Source organism: Bacillus sp. JAS24-2 (genome assembly GCF_008274905.1).
Taxonomy (GTDB): domain Bacteria; phylum Bacillota; class Bacilli; order Bacillales; family Bacillaceae_G; genus Bacillus_A; species Bacillus_A cereus.
In genome coordinates, this window is the sequence record NZ_CP031068.1 from 3,512,779 (window position 1) to 3,536,389 (window position 23,611).

A 23,611-nucleotide genomic window follows, 5' to 3' on the forward strand; every position below is an offset into this window, starting at 1 on the left:
AATTGTTGAGAAAATTATAGTCCCTTTACAAAAGAAAGAATTTTCAGATATTATTAAATAAACAAGATTATACATCTAGACAACTTTTTGTATAGGAGTGTTGATATGTTAAACAAGTTCAAATTTTTTTGTTGTATTTTAGTAATGTTCTTACTTCTACCGTTATCCCCTTTCCAAGCACAAGCAGCAAACAATTTAGGTTCAAAATTACTCGTTGGATACTGGCATAATTTTGATAACGGTACTGGCATTATTAAATTAAAAGACGTTTCACCAAAATGGGATGTAATCAATGTATCTTTTGGTGAAACTGGTGGTGATCGTTCCACTGTTGAATTTTCTCCTGTGTATGGTACAGATGCAGAATTCAAATCAGATATTTCTTATTTAAAAAGTAAAGGAAAGAAAGTAGTTCTTTCAATAGGTGGACAAAATGGGGTCGTTTTACTTCCTGACAATGCCGCTAAGGATCGTTTTATTAATTCCATACAATCTCTGATCGATAAATACGGTTTTGACGGAATAGATATTGACCTTGAATCAGGTATTTACTTAAACGGAAATGACACTAACTTCAAAAACCCAACTACCCCTCAAATCGTAAATCTTATTTCAGCTATTCGAACAATCTCAGATCATTATGGTCCAGATTTTCTATTAAGCATGGCCCCTGAAACAGCTTATGTTCAAGGCGGATATAGCGCATATGGAAGCATATGGGGTGCATATTTACCAATTATTTACGGAGTGAAAGATAAACTAACATACATTCACGTTCAACACTACAACGCTGGTAGCGGGATTGGAATGGACGGTAATAACTACAATCAAGGTACTGCAGACTACGAGGTCGCTATGGCAGATATGCTCTTACATGGTTTTCCTGTAGGTGGTAATGCAAATAACATTTTCCCAGCTCTTCGTTCAGATCAAGTCATGATTGGGCTTCCAGCAGCACCAGCGGCAGCTCCAAGTGGTGGATACATTTCGCCAACTGAAATGAAAAAAGCTTTAAATTATATCATTAAAGGAGTTCCATTCGGAGGAAAGTATAAACTTTCTAACCAGAGTGGCTATCCTGCATTCCGCGGCCTAATGTCTTGGTCTATTAATTGGGATGCAAAAAACAACTTTGAATTCTCTAGTAACTATAGAACATATTTTGATGGTCTTTCCTTGCAAAAATAACAAAGTAAAACTATAATTAGCCCTCATCAATCGGACATTTATGGGCAATCAATGCAGGATAAAAACAACAATAGGTCCCTTTATAGGTCCTATTGTTGTTTTTTACTTATGAAAATTACTTTGTCACATCTAAAGTTTTAAGAAACTCTTTTCCATCGACCAACATCGCACGTTCCTTGGAATCATATTGTTAAATATTCTAGTTACTATTTTGCTTCAACACAAAAATTGAAAGTTCAGGTACACTACAAAATCTAACAGGCATCCTAGTAGTCCCAATGCCACGATTTACATATAAATATAACGGCTTACTCTTCCCCTCTACTTCATACATACCTTCAACGTAGTGCTCAGCTAGTTTGGTAGTAATTAACGGACCTACAAAAGGAATTTGGACTTGTCCTCCGTGACTATGTCCTGACAGTTGAAGATCAACTGGGTAACGATTTATTTTGGTTACAACATCCGGCTCATGTACTAATAACATGTTGAAATCATTTTGTTTCAAGTTTTTTAAAGTTGAATCTATTTGCGGCTTCCCTAATAGAAAATCATCCAAACCTGATATTATAATATATTTGCCGTTTTCCACTTTAATTTTCTGTACTTCATTTACTAATACAGAAAAACCAGCTTCTTCCATATATTTTTTGTAAAATAAACTACCGCCCCCGCCCCTATCATGATTCCCAAACACAGCATATTTCCCTAAGGGAGCGTAAATTTTCTGCAAAATAACCTTCGCTTCTTCTCTTTCCGCACTATAAGACCCAAATTTATCTATTAAATCTCCGGTAAAAACTACTATATCTGGATGTAATTCATTCATCTTCTCCACTAAATGTTCAAGTTGTTTCAGTGTAAACTCTGGTCCTAAATGTACATCTGAAAACTGCAATATTTTTTTATTATTAAACTCTTTAGGAATTGTAGAAGCTTCTATTTCATTCCACGTAACTGTTACTAGTTTTCGTTCTATTTCTGTCGCATAATAATACAAACTTACTGGTATCATTAATATACTTATAAAACTAATAATAAATATCTTTACGATTGATTTTTTTCGTTCTTTTTTTACATGATTCGTATTCATGTTTTCACCTCTAGAAACACTTTAAATCCTTATTGTTACATTCATGTGACAACATGAACAATGTTATCAATATGTAATTCCCTCTCTATTCACTTTGACAATTTTATACAGAAGTCATAACATATTTTTATAATACATAGATTTTCGAAATTTTTTCTATTCATTCCATCATTTTATTACGGAGGGGTTATTCATGTCTGTATTTACACCAGAAGAAATTACGGAACTTGCTGCTAATTCCGGAAGAAAAAAAGCTCATTTATCATTACTCCCTATGTTAATTCTCGGTTTTTTTGGCGGTGCTTTTATAGCATTAGGGTATTTACTCGATATTCATGTTATTGGAACAATGCCAAAGGCTTGGGGATCATTTACTAGTTTTCTAGGCGCTGCTGTATTCCCTATTGGCCTTATTCTCGTTATTCTTGCAGGCGGTGAACTAGTAACTGGTAACATGATGACAGTTTCTATGGCCTGGCTTCAAAAGAAAATTACTTTATTTTATTTCATACGAAATTTAGTTATTGTTACATTTAGCAATTTCATAGGGGCTGTATTTGTAGCCTACTTTTTCGGTCATATCGTTGGCTTAACTGAAGGAGCTTTTTTAGCAAAAACTATTTCTATCGCTCAAGCGAAACTACAAGATACACCATTGCAAGCATTTATTTCTGCAATCGGATGTAATTGGCTCGTTTGTTTAGCTGTTTGGCTCAGTATGGGAAGTAAAGAATTTATCGGAAAGATTATCGGTATTTGGTTCCCGGTTATGACTTTTGTTGCGATTGGATTTCAACACGTTGTAGCCAATATGTTTGTCATCCCAGCCGCCATTTTTGCCGGTCATTTCACTTGGGCTGAATATTTTCCAAACTTTATTTTTGTTTTCTTTGGAAATTTAGTAGGAGGTATGTTATTTGTAGCACTACCTTACTTCATATCTTATAATAAGAAACTACCTGCTCATCAAGAGAAGACTGAAATGAAGAACAAATCTCTGTCCGCTTAAATGGAATGTCTATAAAGTGCCCTAAAAAATATTACAAATTTCATTTTTTTTGCGAATATATGTACGTACACTTGTTCTCGAATGTTTTATACGTTATAATAACAACTTAAATAGCATTATTTACATATGAGGTGAAAAACATGAACAAAACAGAATTAATTAAAAACGTAGCACAAAATGCTGAGATTTCTCAAAAAGAAGCTACTGTAGTTGTACAAACTGTAGTAGAATCAATCACTAACACTTTAGCTGCTGGTGAAAAAGTACAACTTATCGGATTCGGTACATTCGAAGTTCGTGAAAGAGCTGCTCGTACAGGCCGTAACCCACAAACTGGTGAAGAAATGCAAATCGCAGCTTCTAAAGTACCTGCTTTCAAAGCTGGTAAAGAACTAAAAGAAGCTGTAAAATAATGAAAAATATCCTTCTCATTTATGAGAAGGATATTTTTTTCATAACATAATTAATAAAAATCTGACCATTATGTTGTTTCTTTTGTTCTTTTATGCAAATAAAACCTTTACTTTCAAAAAAAGGTTTTGCGGTAATGCTCGCCTCTGTATATATCTCCCTATGCCCTAGGTTCACTGCTTCTTTTTCTAACTTCTGTAGTATGTATGAAGCGACTCTTTTCCCTTGATAATCTTTATGCGTAAATAAACGATCTACGTAACGATCATCGTTATAATCCCCAAACCCCACAATCACACCTTTATGATCCGCTACATAGCTAATATTCTTTTCTAAAGACTGTAACCAATTTTCTCTATCTAGTCGCTCCGGTGCCCACGCCTGTAGCTGTAACTCATTATAATCTTTTGCATTAACCGTATGAACTGTTTCATAGAACAATTGTAATACTTGATCTAAATCTTCTTTCTGGAATGTTCTAATTATAATATCTTTTAACATATATAAGTCTCCTTACGAAACTACCTCTTAACTTTTCTACTACATACGATTCTATATTTCTGCTTTATTATATCGTTTTAATTTCTATACGAACAAAAAAACAATACTTATTCAAAGTATTGTTTTTTAATTCTATTCAATTACTTAATGTAGCTCTTTAAGATTTTAATTTAACTCTTTGTAATCGTAATGCATTTAATACAACGGATACAGAACTAAATGCCATCGCTGCTCCAGCAACCCAAGGGGCTAAGAAACCTAATGCCGCAATTGGAATTCCTAACGCGTTATAAGCTAATGCCCAGAATAAATTTTGTTTAATATTTCTTATCGTCATTTTACTCATAAAGATCGCATCAGCAATACTATTTAAGTCACCGCGGATTAACGTTATATCCGCTGCTTCCATCGCTACATCCGTTCCCGTTCCAATTGCCATACCAATGTTCGCTGTAGCAAGAGCAGGAGCATCATTTATCCCGTCTCCAACCATCGCTACTTTCTTACCATTTGCTTGCAGTTTTTTCACTTCTTCTGCTTTTCCTTCTGGCAATACTTCTGCAATTACGTGATCAATACCAACTTGCTTTGCAATTGCCTGAGCAGTTTGTGTATTATCTCCTGTAATCATCACAACGTCTAGACCCATTTTTTTCAGTCTTGCGATAGCTGCTTTTGAAGTATCTTTTACAGTATCTGCAACGGCAACTATACCAGCATATTCTTTATCGATTGCAATAAGCATTGCTGTTTTTCCTTCTCGTTCTAGCGCTTCCATTGATTTAGAAACTTCTTCAATATCAATATTGAATTTCTTCATTAATCGACGTGTACCAATTAATAAGTGTTTTCCTTCTACAACTGATTCGATACCAAATCCCGGAATCGCTTCAAACGCTTCTGAACTTGGGATATCAATTTTCTTTTCTTTAATTCCTTCTACAATCGCTTCTGCAAGTGGATGTTCAGAATTTCTTTCTGCTGCCCCTACTAATCTAAGCAGTTCATTTTCATTGAATCCATCTGCTACAATTACATCTGTTAACACCGGCTTCCCATTTGTCACTGTACCCGTTTTATCTAAAATAACCGTATCTAATCGGTGCGTTGCTTCTAAATGCTCTCCACCTTTAAATAAAATACCATACTCTGCTGATCTTCCTGATCCTGCCATAATAGATGTAGGCGTTGCAAGACCTAATGCACATGGACAAGCGATAACAAGTACTGCTATCATTTTCTCAAGTGCTCCGCCAAAATCACCAGGTGTAACAAATATCATCCATACTGCAAATGTGATAATCGCAATCACAACTACAACCGGTACGAAAATACCTGAAATTTGATCTGCTACCCTTTGAATAGGAGCTTTTGAACCTTGTGCCTCTTCTACTACTTTAATAATTTGAGCTAATGCAGTATCTCTTCCTACTTTAGTTGCTTTCACTTTTAAAAATCCATTTTTATTTATTGTCGAACCTATTACTACATCCCCAATTGACTTATCAACAGGAATACTTTCACCCGTTAACATCGATTCATCAATTGCTGACTTTCCTTCTACAATCTCACCATCTACTGGTATTTTTTCACCAGGCTTTACATAGACGATATCACCAGCTACTACTTCTTCAATCAAAATTTTTATTTCTGTTCCATCTCGCACAACTGTAGCTGTCTTCGCTTGTAAACCCATCAATTTTTTAATTGCTTCTGATGAGCGCCCTTTTGCTTTCGCTTCAAATAATTTACCTAAAATAATTAATGTAATAAGTACCGCACTCGTTTCAAAATATAAATCTGTCATATGTTTCGAAGAACCAATAGATTGAATACTTAAATATACACTATAGAAATACGCGGCCGACGTTCCAAGCGCCACGAGAACATCCATATTCGCACTTTTATTACGTAACGCTTTATAAGCTCCAACATAAAACTGTCCACCAATGATAAATTGAACAGGGGTTGCAAGTGCTAGTTGCACCCAAGGGTTCATTAACATATCCGGTAAATAAATAAACGACGTAAATGAGAAATGACTAACCATTGCCCACAATAATGGGAAAGATAAAATAAACGAAATAATAAACTTCTTCTTTTGTCTTTCAATTTCTTGTAATCGATGATCAGTTGATGCATCTTGATCATCTGGTTTCACTTCTAATTTATATCCTAGCTTCGTAATCGCACTCTTCATTTCATTTACATTAACTTCATCAGGATTAAAGTCTACTGTAGCTGATTCTAAAGCAAAATTTACTGTCGCTTTGTTCACACCATCTAACTTATTTAAACGCTTTTCAACTCTATTTGCACATGCTGCACATGTCATTCCTGAAACAGTAAATTCAGCTTTATCACTTACAATTCCATATCCTAACGATTCAACTTTTTCTTTAAACTGTTGCGGATTTGTTTTAGTTGGATCGTACATTATTTTTGTTTTTTCAAGTGCAAAATTTACATTCGCCTCATGAACACCTTCTACTTTTTTTAGACCTTTTTCAATTCTATTTGCACATGCCGCACATGTCATTCCTGATATTTGAAGATTGGCCTCTTTTTTTTCATTCATGTCTCTCACCTCTATATACCCTTATGAGGTATAATTATTAGCAAAATAAATCGTACTTCATTTAAAGTACGATTTATTTCCATATCTAAAAATAATTATTGAACATCGTATCCTTGGTCTTCGATTACAGCAACGATATCTTTTAATGTTACGGCAGACGAGTCGATAGTAACTTCAACAGTTCCTTCTGCTAATTGAACCTTCACTTGTTCAACACCGTTTAGCTCTTTCACACTGCTTTCGATAGCATTTACACAATGTCCACAAGACATACCTTCAACCTGTAATGTTAACTGTTCCATTTAAAATCCTCCTCTTGTTTATTCATTGTTTGTTAATCACAATTACATCTTACCATACCCCCCTAAGGTAATCAATGGGTTTATATCATGATTTTTCAATTATTTTCTAAAAGTTTATTTTACACACACTTTTTCACATCAATACGCCGAGATCTTATTATGAAGGTAAACAAAAAAAAACAAGCCAGTGACATACTAGCTTGTTTTTACGCTTTTGAAAAACGTTCAAATACAGTCATTAATTCTTCAATTGCTTCGTCACCATTGCCATCTTTAATAGCACCTGAAACACAATGACTTGTATGGTTTTTTAATACACCCATTCCTACTTTTTTCATCGCTGCATTAATCGCTGAAATTTGCACTAAAATATCCACGCAATAACGATCATTTTCAATCATATTTTGAATACCGCGGACCTGTCCTTCAATTCTCTTTAATCTATTTATAATCTGTTCTTTTTCTTTTTCTGATCTATGTGTTACTGCTTCATGCTCTTTATGATCCATATTATCACCTTCTTAAAGTTTCTCTTCACCCAATAAAACAATTGTTTTTATGAGTATACCAATTATAGCATTAAATATCTACGCACGATACCCCATAAGAGTATATTTACGCTTTATGATTATTCTTAACAATGCATTAGCTTCTTAATCTCAATTTTTAGTATACCCTTTCCTTTTTGTCAAAAAAATCATTATATCTCTCATCAAAATTCAATAAAGTGAAACAAGAATAAGCAGGGATTACCCGCCCCCGCTTATTCTTCATCTATAATATTAAAATCTTAATTTTCAGATATTTAATCCAAGAATTTTTTCTTTCCATATATAATTATTGTTGATCACATACTTTTGTATCATTCACTACTGAAGTTCCTTCAACGGTTACCGTATGAAAACAGTCATTTACTCGAACTGTTACAACATTATCTTGCCGGTCAATGATATGATATTCATTAAAATTTTTATTCAGAGCACTGCGAATTTGTTCTCCTTCATAAATTGGGATGCCATGCGATAGAACCCAAATAAGTCCAGCGATAGCAAGAATAGTTTTCATACGATCTACCTCCTTGGGAATATAGTGAACTTTTAATCCATACTTTTTCAGCTCTACAAATCATGATCGGAATAAACCGAGCCTTTTTGGAAATAAGTTCATTTCGTCTATTTTATGTTTATGCTAATTGTGACCGTTTTGTGACAACTTTTTGTCTCTTTAGACGAAAAGTTGAAACAAAACTTTCAAAAAGGACAATTCTACATATCAAAAAAGGTTATGGAATGTTTCATCCATAACCTTTTTTCCTATATGTAACTAATAAATCTCAACCCTTTACTTAAAGACGTCGGCACAACAGATGCATGATTCTCCCCTTCAGCTTCATAAAACTTAAATTTAAGTTTATCGTGGTTTACTTGGAGAAGGCGCTCTGATAATTCATTTGCACCTACAACCATATGCTCTCGTTCTAGTGACCCAACTGTAAGGAACACTCCTGTTTCAAACTTAGCATTGTTTAATTCATTTATAAGGTTCTCTTCTTTTTCAAGTACGGATTTATTATTCCACCATATAGATGGACTACTAATAAAATAATTTTGAAAAGCATTTAAGTTTGTAAATAGTATATGGAGAGCAAATAATCCACCTAAAGAATGCCCAAATAACGTTTGCTTACCTTTATCAATCTCAAAATTCTTTTCAATTTGTGGTTTCAGTTCTTCTTCAATAAAAGTAAAGAAATTATGTGCTCCTCCTGTTTTAGGCCACGGTTTACCGTCTGGTTTTAAAGGGGCATCTTTTGAAATTACGCTAGGCGTAAAATCATAACATCTTTCTTCCCCTGAAAATGCGCCTTCAATTGGATAACCCACTCCTACTATAACAGCTGGTGAAACACCAGTTTTTTCCGCTCTTACTGATTGTATTTTAACTGCTTCATGAAATGTTTGAAAAAAGGCATTGCCATCTAATACGTAAATGACAGGATATCCTGAATCCGGTGCTGGTTGCCTCGGCTTTGAAATATGAATTTGATATTCCTTACCTTCTAATTTTGAATACATTTTCCATTGTTCTGTATTAGATATTATAATCTGCTGTTTTTCAACTGTAGTATTCACCCTATCCCCCCTTTTTAACTTGTTACATATATTTCGATTTTTTCTTCTTGAGATACAACGCTATCATAACCGAAACAAACAGGAGCCCCGTTATACGGATCAATCATGACACGTGCATCAATATGAAATACTTCTTTTAATACTTCATTTGTAATGATTTCTTCTGGGCTACCAGTTGTAACAATTTCTCCTTCCTTCATTGCAATAATTTCATCTGAAAATCTTGCTGCATGGTTGATATCATGTAATACCATAACAACCGTACAATTATGTTCTTTATTTAACTTCTCCACAATTTGTAATACATCTAATTGATGAGACATATCAAGGTATGTAGTTGGCTCATCTAATAGCAACACTTCTGTCTCTTGTGCTAATGCCATCGCTAGCCATACCTTTTGTCTTTGACCACCTGATAAATTTGCAATTTGTCTCGTTCGAAATTCAGAAGTTTTCGTTATATTTAATGCCCAATCAATCATTTCTTTATCTTTTGTCGTTAACTTATTTACGTTATTTCGATGTGGATAGCGTCCATAAGAAATTAATTCTTCCACTTTAAGTTCACCTGGTGCAATTGGAGTTTGCGGGAGTAAAGCTAACTGCTTCGCAATTTCTTTCGTTGAAATTGTATGTAAATCTTGCCCTTGCAAATATACTTTTCCGCTTTTTTGTTTTAAAATTCTTCCCATTGTTTTTAACAATGTCGATTTACCGCAACCGTTTGGACCTATAATTGTCGTTACTTTTCCTTCTTGTATTTCCACATTTAAATCGCGAAACACTGTAAGCTTTTCATAACTTGTTTCTAAATTTTTTGCACTTAAAATACTCACTTTTATTCCTCCTCTTACGCTTTCGCCTTATAAAGTAAATATAAGAAATACGGTACACCGACAATAGAAATAACGATTCCAACTGGTAACTCTACAGGTGTGAAAACTGTTTTTGCAATAAAGTCTGAGGCAATTACAAGAAACATTCCGATTACGCCGCACGTAGGAATTATATACTTATGTTGAATACCAACAAGTCTTTTCGCTATATGCGGTGCCATTAAGCCAATAAAACCGATACTCCCTGAAACAGCAACACATGCACTCACAAGCCCGATACTGCTTAATAATAAAATCGATTTCTCTCTTTCTACTGAAACACCTAAACTTGTAATACTCGTTTCTTCCAATTGGAATAAATCTAATAAATAAGCTTTCTTTTGTATAAGTGGAATTAAGATAATAAGCCATGGTAACATAGCCACAATATACTTCCAGTTCGCACTATATATGCTTCCAGACACCCACACTGCAGCCATCTCGAAATCAGTTGACTTCATTTTGAGTGATAAGTACATAGAAAAAGCTCCAAATCCCGATCCAATTGCAATCCCTGTTAATAAAAGTCGCTGCGAATCTAATTTACCGTTTTTCCAAGAAAACAGATAAATGATGATAGCTGCACCTAATCCACCTACTAAACCAAACATTGGCATCATCATAATAGAAACCCAGTCTGTGCTTTTTAATTGTCCTTGAAAGAAAAACATAAAAATGACAATCGCTGTTCCCGCTCCGGCATTTACTCCTAAAATACCTGGGTCCGCCAATCCATTTCTCGTAATCCCTTGAATAACAGCACCTGCAACACCAAGGCCTAATCCTACTAATCCAGCAATTACGATACGCGGAAGACGAAACTCAAAAATAACTAAATCATGTTCTGGTACTGGATCAATTCTAAAAAGTGTTTTAAATACATCTGTAATCGTAATGTCGAACGTACCATTTGTTAAACTAATATAGATAGCACATAGTATTAAAAATATAATAATCCCCATCGTCATTCCGAAACGTTGACTTGAACTTTTAAGCATGTCTCTCTCCTCCTCTAGTACGGATTAAATAAAGGAAGAAAGGAATTCCAATTAAGGAGGTAACGACTCCAATAGGTGTTTCAAATGGATAGTTTACAAATCTACTCAAAACGTCACATAACGCTAAGAAAACGCCACCAATAACACCTGCACATGGCAAAATCCACTTATAATCTACCCCAATTATAAAGCGGGTAATGTGCGGAATAATTAAACCTACAAAACCAACTTTCCCCACTAAAGCAACTGCTGTTCCTGTTAAAAAAATTACCGATAAAATTGCCATCGCTTTAACTAGTTTTGTACGCTGTCCTAAATTAATAGAAACCTCTTCGCCTAATGAAAGAATGGTAATAGATTTTGATATTAACAATGCTAAAATTATTCCAATTATCCCAAACGGTATCGTGATTTTAATTATATTAGGATCTACTTGATCTAACTTTGCATTAAACCAAAAACTAACATTTTGAGAAATTTGGAAATACGAAGCCATTGCAGCCGATACACTGCTTAAAAATGTTCCAATAACTGTTCCTATAATCGCTAACCTAACTGGTGATAAGCCATTTTGAAGGAGCGAACCAAAACCAAACACGATACCGGCTCCGAGTGCAGAACCAATCATTGAACATATAACCATACCAATTGATGACATTCCTGGAAGAAAAATTATACAAAGTGTAATAACAAAGGCAGCACCATCCGTCACACCCATAATAGAAGGGGATGCAAGATAGTTTCTTGTCATCCCCTGCATAAGTGCTCCTGATATGGCTAGAAATGCTCCGACTAAAAGAGCTGCAACTACCCTTGGTAAACGTGAAGTAATAATAATATTATGATTTACATCACTTGAATCAAAATGAAATAATGCGTTCCACACTGTTTCAGCATCAATACTTTTCGCCCCATACAAAATCGAAAGTATAACTGTAAATAAGATGAGTATGGGTGCTATACATAATATAGTTACTGGTACTGCATTTGTTTTCTGCATATCATTCAACGCACCTTACTTATTGTATTATTTAGATAAATTTTTCACTGCTTCTTTTAAGAAGGCAGTTTTACTCCAAGCAGTACCACCTTGCGCCATTGGATCTACAACGTTTACAAATACTTTCTTTTCCTTCGCAGCATTCATACTTTGCCAAATTGGATTACTTTCAATTTCTTCTAACACTTTTGGATTTTTATTTTCACTTGCCTCATATTGTAAGAAAATATAATCTGGGTTAAGTTCAGCAAGTTTTTCAAATGAAATTTTCTCTTGTGCTTTTACAGTTTTCAATTGTTCTGGAGCAGTTAGTCCAAGATCTTTATAAATTACAGGGTTGAAGTATACTCCTTCTGGATATAGGAATAATTCGTTTGCTCTTAGTCTAATGACAAGTACTTTTTTATCTTTTAACTTATCTCCTAGTTTTGCTTTTGCTCTTTCAGCGTCTGAATTGTAGTCTTTAATAATTTTTTCTGCTTTATCTTTTTTACCAGTTAATTCTCCCATTAACTTTAAGTTATCTTCCCAATTTGTTGAAACGTGTGATACCGGGAATGTAGGAGCTACTTTCGTAAACTTTTCAGCTGTTTCTGCTGGGAATTTCGTACTTGATGTAATCACATCTGGTTTTAATTGTAGTAATGTTTCGAAATTGGGTTGCATTTTCTCACCAACAGATTTCGCACCTTCTAACTCTTTTTCCAGGTATTTTGGTAGTTTACCACCTACAGTAATGGCACCAACTGGTTTAATTCCAAGTACTGCCGCATCTTCCATTGACTCTAAACTAGCTGTCGCAATTTTATCTACTTTTGCTGGCACTGTATATTCTTTACCTAAATATGTAATTTTTCGTTTTTCATCTTTTTTCGTTTCCGTAGCTTTTGTCTGTTGTTTTTGCTCGCCTGAAGTTTTATCCGCACTATTACATGCCGCTAAACCTACACTTAAAACGGTAACCATCCCTAAAGTAAATAATTTCTTGTTCATCTTTATATGTCTCCTCTCAAATTTTCAAACTATATTCTCAATAGAATTTAACTATATGAATCTTATTCCATATATATATTTCATTAGATTAATAATTTTATCCAGAACTCATTCACGTTCACTTCCCCTAGACTATAATTCTTTTACGTCTTCATCACTTGATAATCATTTTCACTGATAATGATTATCGTTACTAAGTATATATTTAATATGAAATTATTTCAAGAATGATTTGAAAAATTTTAACAAACTGAATTAAAAAAAGAAGTATCTCCCTAATATTAGGGAGATACTTCTTTTTTAGAAATTTATATGTAATTCAACTGGACAATGGTCTAATCCCATCACTTCACTATTAATTTTCGCTTCTGTTATCTGGTCTTTCATTCTTTCCGAAACAACAAAATAATCTAAACGCCATCCGATATTTTCACCTTTGTAATCTTGCTCTTACATTTATGAATACATACATACGCACTTTATTCAGGTTATACTAATTTCAGAGGTGATGTTCTTTGCACAATGAAGGAGTTACATTAACAAATGAGTATTGGCAAGCAATTATTCATAACGATTCTTCCTATGATAGCAAATTCTTTTATGCTGTGAAATCAACTGGAATTTTTTGCAGGCCATCATGCAAATCAAGAATACCGAATAGAAACAATGTACGAATTTTTCATCATGCAGAGCAAGCATTAAGCGAAAACTTTCGCCCGTGCAAACGTTGTAAGCCAAATGGGATCACTTTACCTAATGAAGAGTGGGTAGAACAAATTAAAGACTATATCGAAAAGCATTATGACGAATCCTTAACTCTCGACATGCTTGCGGAAATGTGTCACGGTAGCCCTTTTCATTTACAGCGTACTTTCAAAAGAATAATAGGGCTAACTCCTATAGAATATATACAACAATTCAGGGTTCTTAAAGCAACCAAATACCTTTTACACACAAATCAATCTATTAAAGAAATTAGTACTGCTGTCGGGATAGAAAACCCAGAGTATTTCGCAACTTTATTTAAAAAGAAAACCGGATTTACTCCTACTGAATATCGAAAAAAGAACGAAATGAAAGAGGGATACGATAATGAATTCCTACAAAAATAATTATATATATTGGACGCTACTTACACATAAAAATTGGCGATTTCATATTGCTGCAACTGAAAATGGACTATGTTTCATTGGATCACAAGACGAAAACTTTGAAGAATTAAATATATGGGCTAGAAAAAAACTGCCCCAACATATATTGATTCATAGTCCAGATTACTTGCAAATATATACGCAAGAAGTTATCGAGTATTTAGAAAACAAGCGAGAAACTTTTACATTTCCTATCGATGCTTATGGAACTAATTTTCAATTATCTGTTTGGAATACGGTACGTGAAATTCCTTATGGAAAGACATATTCTTATACAGAAATTGCTGAAAGAATTCAAAAACCTAAAGCTGTGCGCGCCGTTGCTTCTGCTATTGCTGCTAACCCTCTCCTTATTACTATTCCTTGTCACCGTGTTATTGGGAAGAATGGGAAACTAACCGGATTTAGGGGTGGATTAGAAATGAAGAAAAAATTGCTTACATTAGAAAAGTTACAGGTGGAATTCATATGACAGCAGAATATAATAGCGCATTATCTATAGTAGTTCCAAAAGAATTTTGTTTCCAAGAAAATTTACGTTATCTATCACGTTCTAACAATGAATGTATGTTTCATATTGAAGATAACAAAATTTATAAAGTTATCCCTGTTCAAGATGTAAATCCTTTAGTTGAAATTAGTGTGAATACAGATGGCAATATTCAAATACGTTGTTTAGAAGAATCATATACATCTGAAAAATCGATACGTGAAACTGTAGCTAACTATGTAAAAGAATGGTTTGATTTAACTACTGATTTAGCTCCCTTTTATACATTAGCTAAACATGATTTACTCCTTCAAGGACCAATTGAACAATATTATGGCCTTCGTACTTTAGGTATTCCAGACTTATTTGAGGCACTTTCCTGGGGAATTATCGGTCAACAAATTAACTTAACATATGCTTATACGCTAAAAAGAAGATTAGTTGAGCAATTTGGCAGTTATGTAGAATGGGACGGTAGAAAGCATTGGATATTCCCATTACCTGAAACAATTGCAAATCTACATGTAGAAGATCTCCAACAATTAAAAATGACGACTAGAAAATGTGAATATTTAATCGGTATTGCGAAGCTTATTACAGAGAGAAAACTATCAAAAGAGGATTTACTGCAAACACAAGATGTAAAGGTTGCTGAGAAACAATTAACCGCTATCCATGGTATAGGACCATGGACTGCCAACTATGTTTTAATGCGTTGTTTAAGATTTCCTTCAGCTTTTCCAATTGATGATGTTGGTCTGCATAATGCAATTAAATTTATAACAGGTTCCGAAAATAAACCGACTAAAAATGAAATAAAAGGTTTCGCGGCAAACTGGGCTAATTGGGAGTCTTATGCGACTTTTTATTTGTGGCGAGTACTATATTAAAAAGAACCAAGTAGCACATTCGTACTACTTGGTTCTTTTTTAAGCTTGCTCCTCAAAACGTCTTGCAATTTCCACAATAACTTGAACGGCTTTTTCCATAGTATCTACCGAAACATATTCAAATTTACCGTGATAGTTTTCACCACCAGTGAAAATATTCGGCGTCGGTAATCCCATATATGATAATTGTGATCCATCTGTGCCTCCGCGAATCGGATGAATATTTGGTTCAATGTCTAAACTTTTCATTGCTTCATATGCAATATCAACAATTTCTCTTACCGGTTCAATTTTTTCAAGCATGTTATAGTATTGATCATTCATTTCTAAAACGACTGCATCTTCGCCATACTTTTCTTGCATAGTCTTCACAATATTTTTAACGTTATTTTTACGCGCCTCAAAATTTTCACGATCAAAGTCTCGAATAATATAATACGCTTTACTTTGCTCAACATCACCATTTAAAGAAAGTAAATGATAGAATCCTTCATAGCCTTCTGTATATTCTGGCGCCTCTTCTACTGGTAAATACCCGTTAAACTCCATAGCCAGTTTAGTAGCATTGCGCATTTTATTTTTCGCTGTTCCAGGATGTGTATTCGTTCCGTTAAACGTTAACTTAGCACCTGCAGCATTAAAACTTTCATACTCTAAACCACCTAATGGACCTCCATCCATCGTATAAGCGAATGATGCACCAAACGCTTCTACATCAAAATGCGCTGGCCCACGACCAATTTCTTCATCCGGTGTAAATGCTACTCTTATTTTCCCGTGCTTAATTTGCGGATTATGTATTAAATGGTTCATTGCAACCATAATTTCTGTAAGACCAGCTTTATCATCTGCTCCTAGAAGTGTTGTACCATCAGTTGTAATAATGGTATGTCCTTTATATGATGGTAATTCCGGGAACTGCTCTGGTGTTAACACAACATTTAGCTCTTCATTTAACGTAATTGCATTACCATCAAAATTTTCATGAATTTGTGGTTTGACGTTTTTCCCTGTAAAGTCTGTTGCTGTATCTAAATGGGCTAAAAATCCAATTACAGGAACATCCTTGTCCGTATTAGCTGGAAGTGTTGCCATTACATAACCATTATCATCCATCGTTACTTCTGTTAAACCAATTTCTTTTAGCTCTTCCACTAATAACTTACCAAACTCAATTTGTCCTGGTGTTGTTGGTACTGTATGGCTTTCTTCATTTGATTGCGTATCAATTTTTACATATCTCGTAAATCTTTCAATAAGTTCTTGTTTCAAGTTCATTCACTCCCTTTTATGTTTCTCCCTCCATTATAATCCTTAAAACGAAATATTTTAACTTTTTTGAATGTGAAGATGTATATTTCATTTACATTGTTAACACTTTTACATATTTTACATAACAAAAAGAAAATTAGTGAACATATTTAAAGTACAGCTTAATACAAATAAATTCACCCTATTTACGACTCTCATCGCAAATAGGGTGTTTCTGTTTTTATCTCGCAATTTAAGAATATATACTACTCATTTACAATAAAAGTATATACATCATCATAAATACAGCCATTTACTTTAATCACATACTTCCCAGGTTTATTAAAACTAATTGTGTATTTATTTAACTGAATTGCTTCTTTATCTCCAGAAAGAATATCAATACTTCTGCCACTTAATACATACAATTCATTTAGATTCATCGTTACATCAATTATATTGAAATTTTCTACTTTCACTTGCTGTGCTTCCGCAACGCTTACACTTGGTTCTAAAAACAGTAGTCCACTTAATCCAATCGTCCCCGCTAAAGCAACTCCCGCAAACTTTTTAATCTGTTTCATTACAATGACCTCCTTATAGATTTTGTGTAAAGGTGATGTCCTCCCTTACACCACAAAGCCTATATGTAATGAAATGAAAAGTAAACGGGGACTGTAAGACAAAATTCTACATCTTTTTCTCCTATTGAATATAAATCCAACGTTTGGAGTTTTGACACATTTAAAATTGTTTCCCTAAACCAATTTCTCCATAATTTATTCAAAGACTGAATAATTACTTATTTATTTAACATTCTAAAAATAGTTGATAAAGATGCTTTCTATTCAAAAAAAAAGACTTTGCTATAAAAGTAACTTTTACAACAAAATCCATGCAACTAATTTTATTCCTCTTTCCATAATCTCTCTACATTCATTAATTGTTCTTCTTTAAACTCCATCTTATATATATCCGGTTTTGACGTATTCATTAAAAATTCAAAACCATATTGTTTATCAAAATAGTTTATCATTAATGTCATGACAAGCCCATGTGTACCAATTACAATTTTGCATCCTTGAAAATCCATTAAGATTTCTTTTAATACTTTCACTACTCTTCTCTGGCAATCTGCATATGACTCTCCTTCCGTTCGTGCAAAGTCCGGATTAGAGAACATCTTCTGTACAAGTGGATACACCTCTTTGTCTGATATAACCTGATCCTCACTTGAAAACATACACTCTTTAAGATTTTCATATACTACTATTTCTTTTTCATGGAAATTAGCTGACTCCTCTATCGTTAGCACAGCCCGATTATAAGGACTTGAAATAAAAGTATCAATCCTCTCCGCTTTTAATATGTCAGTTACTCTACGGGCATCCATATGTCCCCTCTCAGTTAACCCGCGCATTCTTTCATTTCCTTCTAGTTTTGGTGATTCACCATGTCTAACCATATAAATATATGTGCTCATAATTTCTCCTTAAAATTTTTTATAAAGTGAAACTTTAATTAGCCCTTACTAATCGGGCTTTTACAGGAAAATAGCGAGATAAGTTAATAAATCACGTTCATTTATCCCATTTCAACACTTAGGCGTAATACTACAATACTTTATAAACTGTGCTGATTTGTTCGTCTAATCCATTCTCCTACTAAACTCTCAAATAATTCAGGCTGCTCAATTTGCAAATTATGCCCTGCCATATCTAACACTGCTAATGTTGCCCTTGGATATTCTTCAATAATTTCTATAATATTTTGATAACCTACTGATATATCTTGTCTTCCAGTCAGTAAAAGAACGGGATTTTCATATTTTTCATGCTGAAAATCCATAGTAAGAGAGTAATTCTTTTGCAACCTTTCAATAAATTCATCATTAGCAACATCTAACCCAGGCTTAATTTCTTCTTTAAATCGCTTATATGTATATTCATTTGCTATTAGCTAACTCACAAAATTCCTCTCTTTCTGTGGAAGTGAGCGTATTTAAAAATTCCTCATCTTGTACAATTACCTGTTTATCTAGAAGAATCCTTTTTTCTGGCTCCGCTACAACAACAGGACATACTAATAGTAATCCGCTAACTCTCTCAAACATCTTTGCAAGTATACCTTTAGCTAAATAGCCTCCATATGATTCTCCTACCAATAAAAATTTTTCAGTAGAAATGATTTCCTCAATAAATGTGATAAGCACTTCTACTATACGATCTGAACTATTTATCCAATTTTGAGCATTCGATTTTCCCATACCAGGTAAATCAATATATATTCGCTTATAACCTTCATACTTCTGAAATACTGATTCCATACATTTCATCATTAACCTATGGTCAGGGGAGCAGCCATGTATGATAATGACTGGTTTACCCTCTCCCACAATTTCATAGTATATTTCTGCATCTTTAATTCGATATATCATAAAAAAGCCTCCCTATTTAGTGGCAATACTATTCCACTCTGTAAGAATACACGTTCTTATTTTATATCCTTTCTCAACATTTTCACAAATGTTAATTTTCAGATTAAAAATAAAAATCTCACCAAAAAAAGATACACATCATTTTATATGCAATTTTGCATCTCCACTTACAAATCACTAAAAAAACTTTACAATTCAAAGGATGACTAAATATACAATTTCTATTTAAAGTCTTGATACAGTCTATACTATCAACCGCAATATTTTTTCAACCTTAAGAATACTTACACTCTTTAACACTTTCCTTATAAACATGATTTTTATAAGGAAATCTGATACAATTCTTAAATAATATTATTATGTATAGATATAACGAACATAGTGCATAATTAAAGAAGGTGATTTCATTGAAATTAAATAAAAATTTACAATTATGTATATTAATCGGAACATTAATATGCTATTCAATCTATTTTATGTTTTTCTATCTGTTCCCTACTCATTTTTCAAATTCAGATGTACGCTTCGCTTCACTTGTCGTTGAAGCCATTACATTTGTATCACTGATTTACTCTATATATTCTAAGAAAGTCAGTTCAAATCCGTTTTGGATATGTATTACAATAGCAATTGGTAGTTTTTTATTAGGAAAAATAGTATATACATATCAAGATAGCTTCTTCGAAATTCCAATACATCGTTTTACGGTTTCTGATGTATTTTACATGTTTTTTCTATTTTTCTGTCTTATCGCTTTCTGCTATAAAATCTTAAAGGAATGCAATAAATGGGAAAAAGCGTTCTTTATTTGTGATATATGCATAGTGCTTACTTCCATATTCACATTAGAATGGTATTTATTTAATCAACCAAATTTAAATATATTCGCTCTTTCACTAGGAGATGTTTTCCTTTCATTTTTATACCCAATTGCAGATTTATTATTTCTACTGCTAGGTGTTAGTCTCTTTTTCCGTCCAACAATTTTTAATTCCAAACGGAAAATTTATATCTTTATTTTTGTATTAATAAGTTCTGCAACTTTTAACTATATTTATTTTTACTTAAATAACCACTTATCAACTGAAACTATAATATTATTACGTCTTTTATATAGAATACCTATATTACTTATTGCAATAGCTGGCTCTATTTCAGAAGATCATAATAGCCATAAAAATTATTTCCTTGTAAACCCTATAATAGGAAAAAAAGCTTTAGTTGTATTTCCCTATCTTGCTGTTGCAATACTAATCGGGTTTACATTAAAAGAACAAACATCCTCTTCAACTCTCATTACAGGAAATTGTATTACTTTTATTTTCGTACTCATTCGTCATTCTATCGTACGTATGCAAAACAATTCCTTAACAAAACGTTTGCAGGCATTTAATGCCCAACTAGAAGAAAAAGTTACTTTACGGACGTCTGATTTAGTTCATAAATCAGAGGCTCTTTCTCAAAAACAGCAAAAGTTTAAATCATTATATGAATATCATCCTGACCCTATCTTCACCATTGATTTAAATGGAATATTCTTAAATGTAAATAAGGCTGGGAGTGTACTACTTGGGGCACCAACGGATGAGTTACTAGGTGAAACTTGTTTTTCGATCATTTTAGATGAAGATAAGCATAAGCTAGCATTGGCATTAGAAAAAGTGAAACAACAAGAATCGGCATTCTTACAACTTAGTTCTCAATATAAAGATGGCTTTACTTATTTTTTATACGTTACAATCATTCCTATTATAATAGACGGACAAATTTCAGGAAGCTATATTATGGTGAAAGATATTACTGCACTAAAAAAACAGCAAGAAGAAATAAAATATTTAGCATTCCATGACACTGTAACGAAAATTGGGAACCGTGCCTTTTTCCATAAGAAATTAAAGAGAGTTATAAAAAATGCTAAAATAACAGAAAGCGAGTTTGCATTATTATATTTAGATTTAGATCGCTTTAAAGCAATTAACGATACACTTGGACATTCATCAGGAGATTACATATTAGAAGAAGTAGCAAAGCGATTCCAATCATGTCTTCCATCACATACTCATCTTTCAAGAATCGGTGGCGATGAATTTACAATCATAATTGAAAACTATACTGACGAAGATTACTTATTCCAATTATGTAACCAATTATTTGAATGCATGAAAAAGTCATTTATCATACATGAGCATAAATTAACTTTATCACTGAGTATCGGCATCGCTATTTATCCACATTCCGGAATCGATACCGCTACACTTCTGAAAAACGCTAATGTTGCAATGTATGATGCAAAAGCAAAAGAGCTTAACTCTGTCTCTATTTATGACGATGTAATCGCTAAAAAAATTGAAAGACGATTACGATTAGAAAAAGATTTACCAAACGCACTACAAAATGAAGAATTGTTCCTTTTGTATCAACCTCAAGTTGATAGTGAATCTAATAAAATTATCGGTGCAGAAGCTTTAATTAGGTGGAATCATCCTGAATTAGGTATTATTTCTCCATACGAGTTTATTCCGATTGCAGAAGAAACACTACAAATTATTTCAATAGGAAAATGGACATTAGAGCAGGCTTGCAAGCAAATGAAACGTTGGCACGCACTCGGATATTCACATTTAAAAATAGGTGTAAATTTATCTGCTAAAGAATTTGAACAAGAAGATTTTGTAAAATCTATTTCTTCTACTTTAACAAATACAGGTTTACCAGCAAGCTCTCTTGATCTTGAATTAACAGAGCGAATTGCAATGATGGATGAGCGAGAAACATTGATAAAACTGCGTACACTAAAAAGTTTAGGGATTCACATTTCTATCGACGATTTTGGTACAGGTTATTCTTCGCTAGCCTACTTACCTTTGTATCCAATTGATACGTTAAAAATCCCGAGAGAATTTATTACAATGTCTGAAACATGTGATGATGGAATGGAAATTATTAAAACGATCATCACATTAGCAAATACATTAGGAATGTCTGTCATTGCTGAAGGTGTAGAAACGAAAGAGCACGTAAATTTCCTTCAAAAAAATAAATGTCAGTTTATTCAAGGTTATTATTACAGTAAACCTATTCATATTCATGCATTTACTGAGCTATTAGAAAACGGCATTCACCGATAGTACATAACTAATTAGAATAAATAATAATGAATTTGAACAAATATAGTAAAAAGGAAAGAAGATACCTTCTTTCCTTTTGTTTTTCTATTTACATTTCTATTACTCCACCACTTCATTTATTATATCTATTATTTGATGAATTCCCTCATCATTTGTTTTCTTATATCCATTCATGTTTTGAATATATTTCTCCTTATTTGTATACAACTTATTTACTGCATGTATAAATGTATTCGTACTTACTCTGTCTTGGAGTATAACTTCCGCATATCCTTGCCGTGAAAAATATTCAGCATTTAAAACTTGATCTCCCCTGCTGGAACTGTTAGTTAACGGGATAAGCAACATCGGTTTCTTCAAAAATAACAATTCAGAAATAGCAGTAGAACCCGCTCTGGAAACTACAACACTTGCCATATTTAGTATATGCGGCAACTCGTCGCCTATATATTCAAATTGCATATACCCCTCCATGCCAATAGATGGGTCTACCTTCCCTTTACCACATATATGAATAATATTAAAGTTTAATAGTATTGTATCTAAACATTCCCTTACCATATCATTTATCCACTTAGCACCTTGACTCCCACCCATAATTAATAATACTGGTTTATCTTGCTGAAATTCACAATATCTTCTTCCTCGTAATACGTTACCCTTCTCAATTTCTTCCCTTACAATTGGTCCTACATAAACCTTCTTCTCATTACTTACATTTTCTCCTGTCTGAGGAAATGTTGTGCATAGCTTTGTAGCAAAAGGTAATGCTATTTTATTGGCAAGTCCTAATGTGCTATCTGGTTCACGTATAATTATAGGCACACGATTTAACCATGCTCCTATAGCTACAGGAACTGAAACAAATCCTCCTGCTGAAAAGATAACGTCAGGCTTTGTTTTCTTAATTAATTTATAACTTTGTAAACAACCTCGTATAATTTTAAAAGGATCTTTAAAATTTTCCCAATCCCAATATCTCCTAAGCTTGCCCGTTGAAACACTATTGTATTTAACATTTTGCACTAATGATTTTTCAATTCCATTTTTGGATCCAATATACTCGACTCTCCAGCCTTTCTCTATAAATTTAGGAATTAATACAATATTAATCATAACGTGTCCGGCTGTACCGCCCCCAGTGAAAAGAATCGTTTTGCTCATAACTTATACCCACCTTTATT

Annotated in this window: 22 protein-coding genes and 2 pseudogenes; 7 read left to right on the top strand and 17 right to left on the bottom strand. The window is 33.4% G+C overall.

The genetic code is table 11. From position 1 onward, the window contains the following. Positions 1-105: 105 nt before the first annotated feature. Entirely contained in the window at positions 106-1,188 is a 1,083-nt protein-coding gene (locus DN407_RS18115) for a chitinase (protein WP_000932440.1), read from the top strand. A 199-nt stretch (positions 1,189-1,387) separates the two neighbouring features. Here DN407_RS18115 and DN407_RS18120 read toward each other — a convergent pair whose 3' ends face one another. Next, entirely contained in the window at positions 1,388-2,281 is an 894-nt protein-coding gene (locus DN407_RS18120; protein WP_001095345.1) for a metallophosphoesterase, read from the bottom strand. A 193-nt stretch (positions 2,282-2,474) separates the two neighbouring features. On the opposite strand from DN407_RS18120, the gene DN407_RS18125 reads away from it, so the two are divergent. Further along, positions 2,475-3,290, top strand: coding sequence for a formate/nitrite transporter family protein (locus DN407_RS18125; RefSeq protein ID WP_000110530.1), 816 nt, complete (start codon positions 2,475-2,477; stop codon positions 3,288-3,290). 140 nt (positions 3,291-3,430) lie between these two features. After that, entirely contained in the window at positions 3,431-3,703 is a 273-nt protein-coding gene (locus tag DN407_RS18130; protein WP_001043904.1) for an HU family DNA-binding protein, read from the top strand. 19 nt (positions 3,704-3,722) lie between these two features. On the opposite strand, the gene DN407_RS18135 is transcribed toward DN407_RS18130, so the two are convergent. The 11 genes and pseudogenes from DN407_RS18135 to DN407_RS18185 form a co-directional block, all read right to left on the bottom strand. Next, a complete protein-coding gene (locus DN407_RS18135) occupies positions 3,723-4,202 on the bottom strand; it encodes a GNAT family N-acetyltransferase (protein ID WP_000910158.1) in 480 nt (159 codons plus the stop codon). A 157-nt stretch (positions 4,203-4,359) separates the two neighbouring features. After that, positions 4,360-6,780 carry a heavy metal translocating P-type ATPase gene (locus DN407_RS18140; RefSeq protein ID WP_149216547.1) on the bottom strand — a complete coding sequence of 807 codons (2,421 nt, stop codon included), beginning with the start codon at positions 6,778-6,780 and terminating at the stop codon, positions 4,360-4,362. 95 nt (positions 6,781-6,875) lie between these two features. Continuing rightward, the gene (gene copZ / locus DN407_RS18145; protein ID WP_000436973.1) at positions 6,876-7,082 is read right to left on the bottom strand and encodes a copper chaperone CopZ; all 207 of its coding nucleotides are present in this window, start codon (positions 7,080-7,082) and stop codon (positions 6,876-6,878) included. A 206-nt stretch (positions 7,083-7,288) separates the two neighbouring features. Then, complete coding sequence (locus tag DN407_RS18150; protein ID WP_000349636.1) at positions 7,289-7,591, bottom strand: metal-sensing transcriptional repressor; 303 nt, start codon at positions 7,589-7,591, stop codon at positions 7,289-7,291. A 328-nt stretch (positions 7,592-7,919) separates the two neighbouring features. Further along, positions 7,920-8,147 carry a hypothetical protein gene (locus DN407_RS18155; RefSeq protein ID WP_000849103.1) on the bottom strand — a complete coding sequence of 76 codons (228 nt, stop codon included), beginning with the start codon at positions 8,145-8,147 and terminating at the stop codon, positions 7,920-7,922. A gap of 248 nt (positions 8,148-8,395) precedes the next feature. Beyond that, entirely contained in the window at positions 8,396-9,214 is an 819-nt protein-coding gene (locus tag DN407_RS18160) for an alpha/beta hydrolase (protein ID WP_001098697.1), read from the bottom strand. Positions 9,215-9,228: 14 nt separating this feature from the next. Next, on the bottom strand, positions 9,229-10,050 hold the full coding sequence (locus tag DN407_RS18165; protein ID WP_000025773.1) for an ABC transporter ATP-binding protein: 822 nt from the start codon (positions 10,048-10,050) through the stop codon (positions 9,229-9,231). 14 nt (positions 10,051-10,064) lie between these two features. Next, a complete protein-coding gene (locus tag DN407_RS18170) occupies positions 10,065-11,087 on the bottom strand; it encodes a FecCD family ABC transporter permease (RefSeq protein WP_000920450.1) in 1,023 nt (340 codons plus the stop codon). After that, the gene (locus DN407_RS18175; protein WP_001173051.1) at positions 11,080-12,087 is read right to left on the bottom strand and encodes a FecCD family ABC transporter permease; all 1,008 of its coding nucleotides are present in this window, start codon (positions 12,085-12,087) and stop codon (positions 11,080-11,082) included. The genes DN407_RS18170 and DN407_RS18175 overlap by 8 nt, the downstream gene beginning before the upstream one ends. Positions 12,088-12,114: 27 nt before the next feature. Further along, positions 12,115-13,080 carry an iron-hydroxamate ABC transporter substrate-binding protein gene (locus DN407_RS18180; RefSeq protein WP_058840222.1) on the bottom strand — a complete coding sequence of 322 codons (966 nt, stop codon included), beginning with the start codon at positions 13,078-13,080 and terminating at the stop codon, positions 12,115-12,117. A 300-nt stretch (positions 13,081-13,380) separates the two neighbouring features. Further along, positions 13,381-13,518, bottom strand: a pseudogene (locus tag DN407_RS18185) (exodeoxyribonuclease III); the annotation flags it as partial. A 77-nt stretch (positions 13,519-13,595) separates the two neighbouring features. Between DN407_RS18185 and DN407_RS18190 the strand changes: the two are divergent. The 3 genes from DN407_RS18190 to DN407_RS18200 are packed head-to-tail and all read left to right on the top strand — an operon-like array spanning position 13,596 to position 15,611. Next, complete coding sequence (locus DN407_RS18190) at positions 13,596-14,192, top strand: bifunctional transcriptional activator/DNA repair enzyme AdaA (protein WP_016111203.1); 597 nt, start codon at positions 13,596-13,598, stop codon at positions 14,190-14,192. Continuing rightward, positions 14,173-14,703 carry a methylated-DNA--[protein]-cysteine S-methyltransferase gene (locus DN407_RS18195; RefSeq protein ID WP_001089839.1) on the top strand — a complete coding sequence of 177 codons (531 nt, stop codon included), beginning with the start codon at positions 14,173-14,175 and terminating at the stop codon, positions 14,701-14,703. Before DN407_RS18190 ends, DN407_RS18195 begins: the two co-directional genes overlap by 20 nt. After that, entirely contained in the window at positions 14,700-15,611 is a 912-nt protein-coding gene (locus DN407_RS18200) for a DNA glycosylase (RefSeq protein ID WP_000123512.1), read from the top strand. Before DN407_RS18195 ends, DN407_RS18200 begins: the two co-directional genes overlap by 4 nt. Before the next feature lie 39 nt (positions 15,612-15,650). Here the strand turns inward: DN407_RS18200 and pepT are convergent, their stop codons facing one another. The 4 genes and pseudogenes from pepT to DN407_RS18220 all read right to left on the bottom strand — a co-directional run bounded on the left by pepT (position 15,651) and on the right by DN407_RS18220 (position 19,299). Next, entirely contained in the window at positions 15,651-16,883 is a 1,233-nt protein-coding gene (gene pepT / locus DN407_RS18205; RefSeq protein WP_000807014.1) for a peptidase T, read from the bottom strand. A 245-nt stretch (positions 16,884-17,128) separates the two neighbouring features. Continuing rightward, the gene (locus DN407_RS18210; RefSeq protein WP_000809493.1) at positions 17,129-17,446 is read right to left on the bottom strand and encodes a hypothetical protein; all 318 of its coding nucleotides are present in this window, start codon (positions 17,444-17,446) and stop codon (positions 17,129-17,131) included. Between the two features lie 323 nt (positions 17,447-17,769). After that, positions 17,770-18,345, bottom strand: coding sequence for a histidine phosphatase family protein (locus DN407_RS18215; RefSeq protein ID WP_000109183.1), 576 nt, complete (start codon positions 18,343-18,345; stop codon positions 17,770-17,772). Between the two features lie 140 nt (positions 18,346-18,485). Continuing rightward, positions 18,486-19,299 (bottom strand): annotated as a pseudogene (locus DN407_RS18220) (alpha/beta fold hydrolase). A gap of 407 nt (positions 19,300-19,706) precedes the next feature. On the opposite strand from DN407_RS18220, the gene DN407_RS18225 reads away from it, so the two are divergent. After that, on the top strand, positions 19,707-22,427 hold the full coding sequence (locus tag DN407_RS18225; RefSeq protein WP_000773555.1) for a putative bifunctional diguanylate cyclase/phosphodiesterase: 2,721 nt from the start codon (positions 19,707-19,709) through the stop codon (positions 22,425-22,427). A gap of 99 nt (positions 22,428-22,526) precedes the next feature. On the opposite strand, the gene DN407_RS18230 is transcribed toward DN407_RS18225, so the two are convergent. Next, complete coding sequence (locus tag DN407_RS18230) at positions 22,527-23,591, bottom strand: undecaprenyldiphospho-muramoylpentapeptide beta-N-acetylglucosaminyltransferase (RefSeq protein ID WP_016111208.1); 1,065 nt, start codon at positions 23,589-23,591, stop codon at positions 22,527-22,529. Positions 23,592-23,611: the final 20 nt, after the last annotated feature.

Excerpts from the sequence above, each read along its gene's own strand:
- DN407_RS18115 (WP_000932440.1), top strand. The coding sequence starts at position 106 with ATGTTAAACAAGTTCAAATTTTTTTGTTGTATTTTAGTAATGTTCTTA.
- DN407_RS18120 (WP_001095345.1), bottom strand. The coding sequence starts at position 2,281 with ATGAATACGAATCATGTAAAAAAAGAACGAAAAAAATCAATCGTAAAG.
- DN407_RS18125 (WP_000110530.1), top strand. The coding sequence starts at position 2,475 with ATGTCTGTATTTACACCAGAAGAAATTACGGAACTTGCTGCTAATTCC.
- DN407_RS18130 (WP_001043904.1), top strand. The coding sequence starts at position 3,431 with ATGAACAAAACAGAATTAATTAAAAACGTAGCACAAAATGCTGAGATT.
- DN407_RS18135 (WP_000910158.1), bottom strand. The coding sequence starts at position 4,202 with ATGTTAAAAGATATTATAATTAGAACATTCCAGAAAGAAGATTTAGAT.
- DN407_RS18140 (WP_149216547.1), bottom strand. The coding sequence starts at position 6,780 with ATGAATGAAAAAAAAGAGGCCAATCTTCAAATATCAGGAATGACATGT.
- copZ (WP_000436973.1), bottom strand. The coding sequence starts at position 7,082 with ATGGAACAGTTAACATTACAGGTTGAAGGTATGTCTTGTGGACATTGT.
- DN407_RS18150 (WP_000349636.1), bottom strand. The coding sequence starts at position 7,591 with ATGGATCATAAAGAGCATGAAGCAGTAACACATAGATCAGAAAAAGAA.
- DN407_RS18155 (WP_000849103.1), bottom strand. The coding sequence starts at position 8,147 with ATGAAAACTATTCTTGCTATCGCTGGACTTATTTGGGTTCTATCGCAT.
- DN407_RS18170 (WP_000920450.1), bottom strand. The coding sequence starts at position 11,087 with ATGCTTAAAAGTTCAAGTCAACGTTTCGGAATGACGATGGGGATTATT.
- DN407_RS18175 (WP_001173051.1), bottom strand. The coding sequence starts at position 12,087 with ATGCAGAAAACAAATGCAGTACCAGTAACTATATTATGTATAGCACCC.
- DN407_RS18180 (WP_058840222.1), bottom strand. The coding sequence starts at position 13,080 with ATGAACAAGAAATTATTTACTTTAGGGATGGTTACCGTTTTAAGTGTA.
- DN407_RS18195 (WP_001089839.1), top strand. The coding sequence starts at position 14,173 with ATGAATTCCTACAAAAATAATTATATATATTGGACGCTACTTACACAT.
- DN407_RS18200 (WP_000123512.1), top strand. The coding sequence starts at position 14,700 with ATGACAGCAGAATATAATAGCGCATTATCTATAGTAGTTCCAAAAGAA.
- DN407_RS18210 (WP_000809493.1), bottom strand. The coding sequence starts at position 17,446 with ATGAAACAGATTAAAAAGTTTGCGGGAGTTGCTTTAGCGGGGACGATT.
- DN407_RS18215 (WP_000109183.1), bottom strand. The coding sequence starts at position 18,345 with ATGAGCACATATATTTATATGGTTAGACATGGTGAATCACCAAAACTA.
- DN407_RS18230 (WP_016111208.1), bottom strand. The coding sequence starts at position 23,591 with ATGAGCAAAACGATTCTTTTCACTGGGGGCGGTACAGCCGGACACGTT.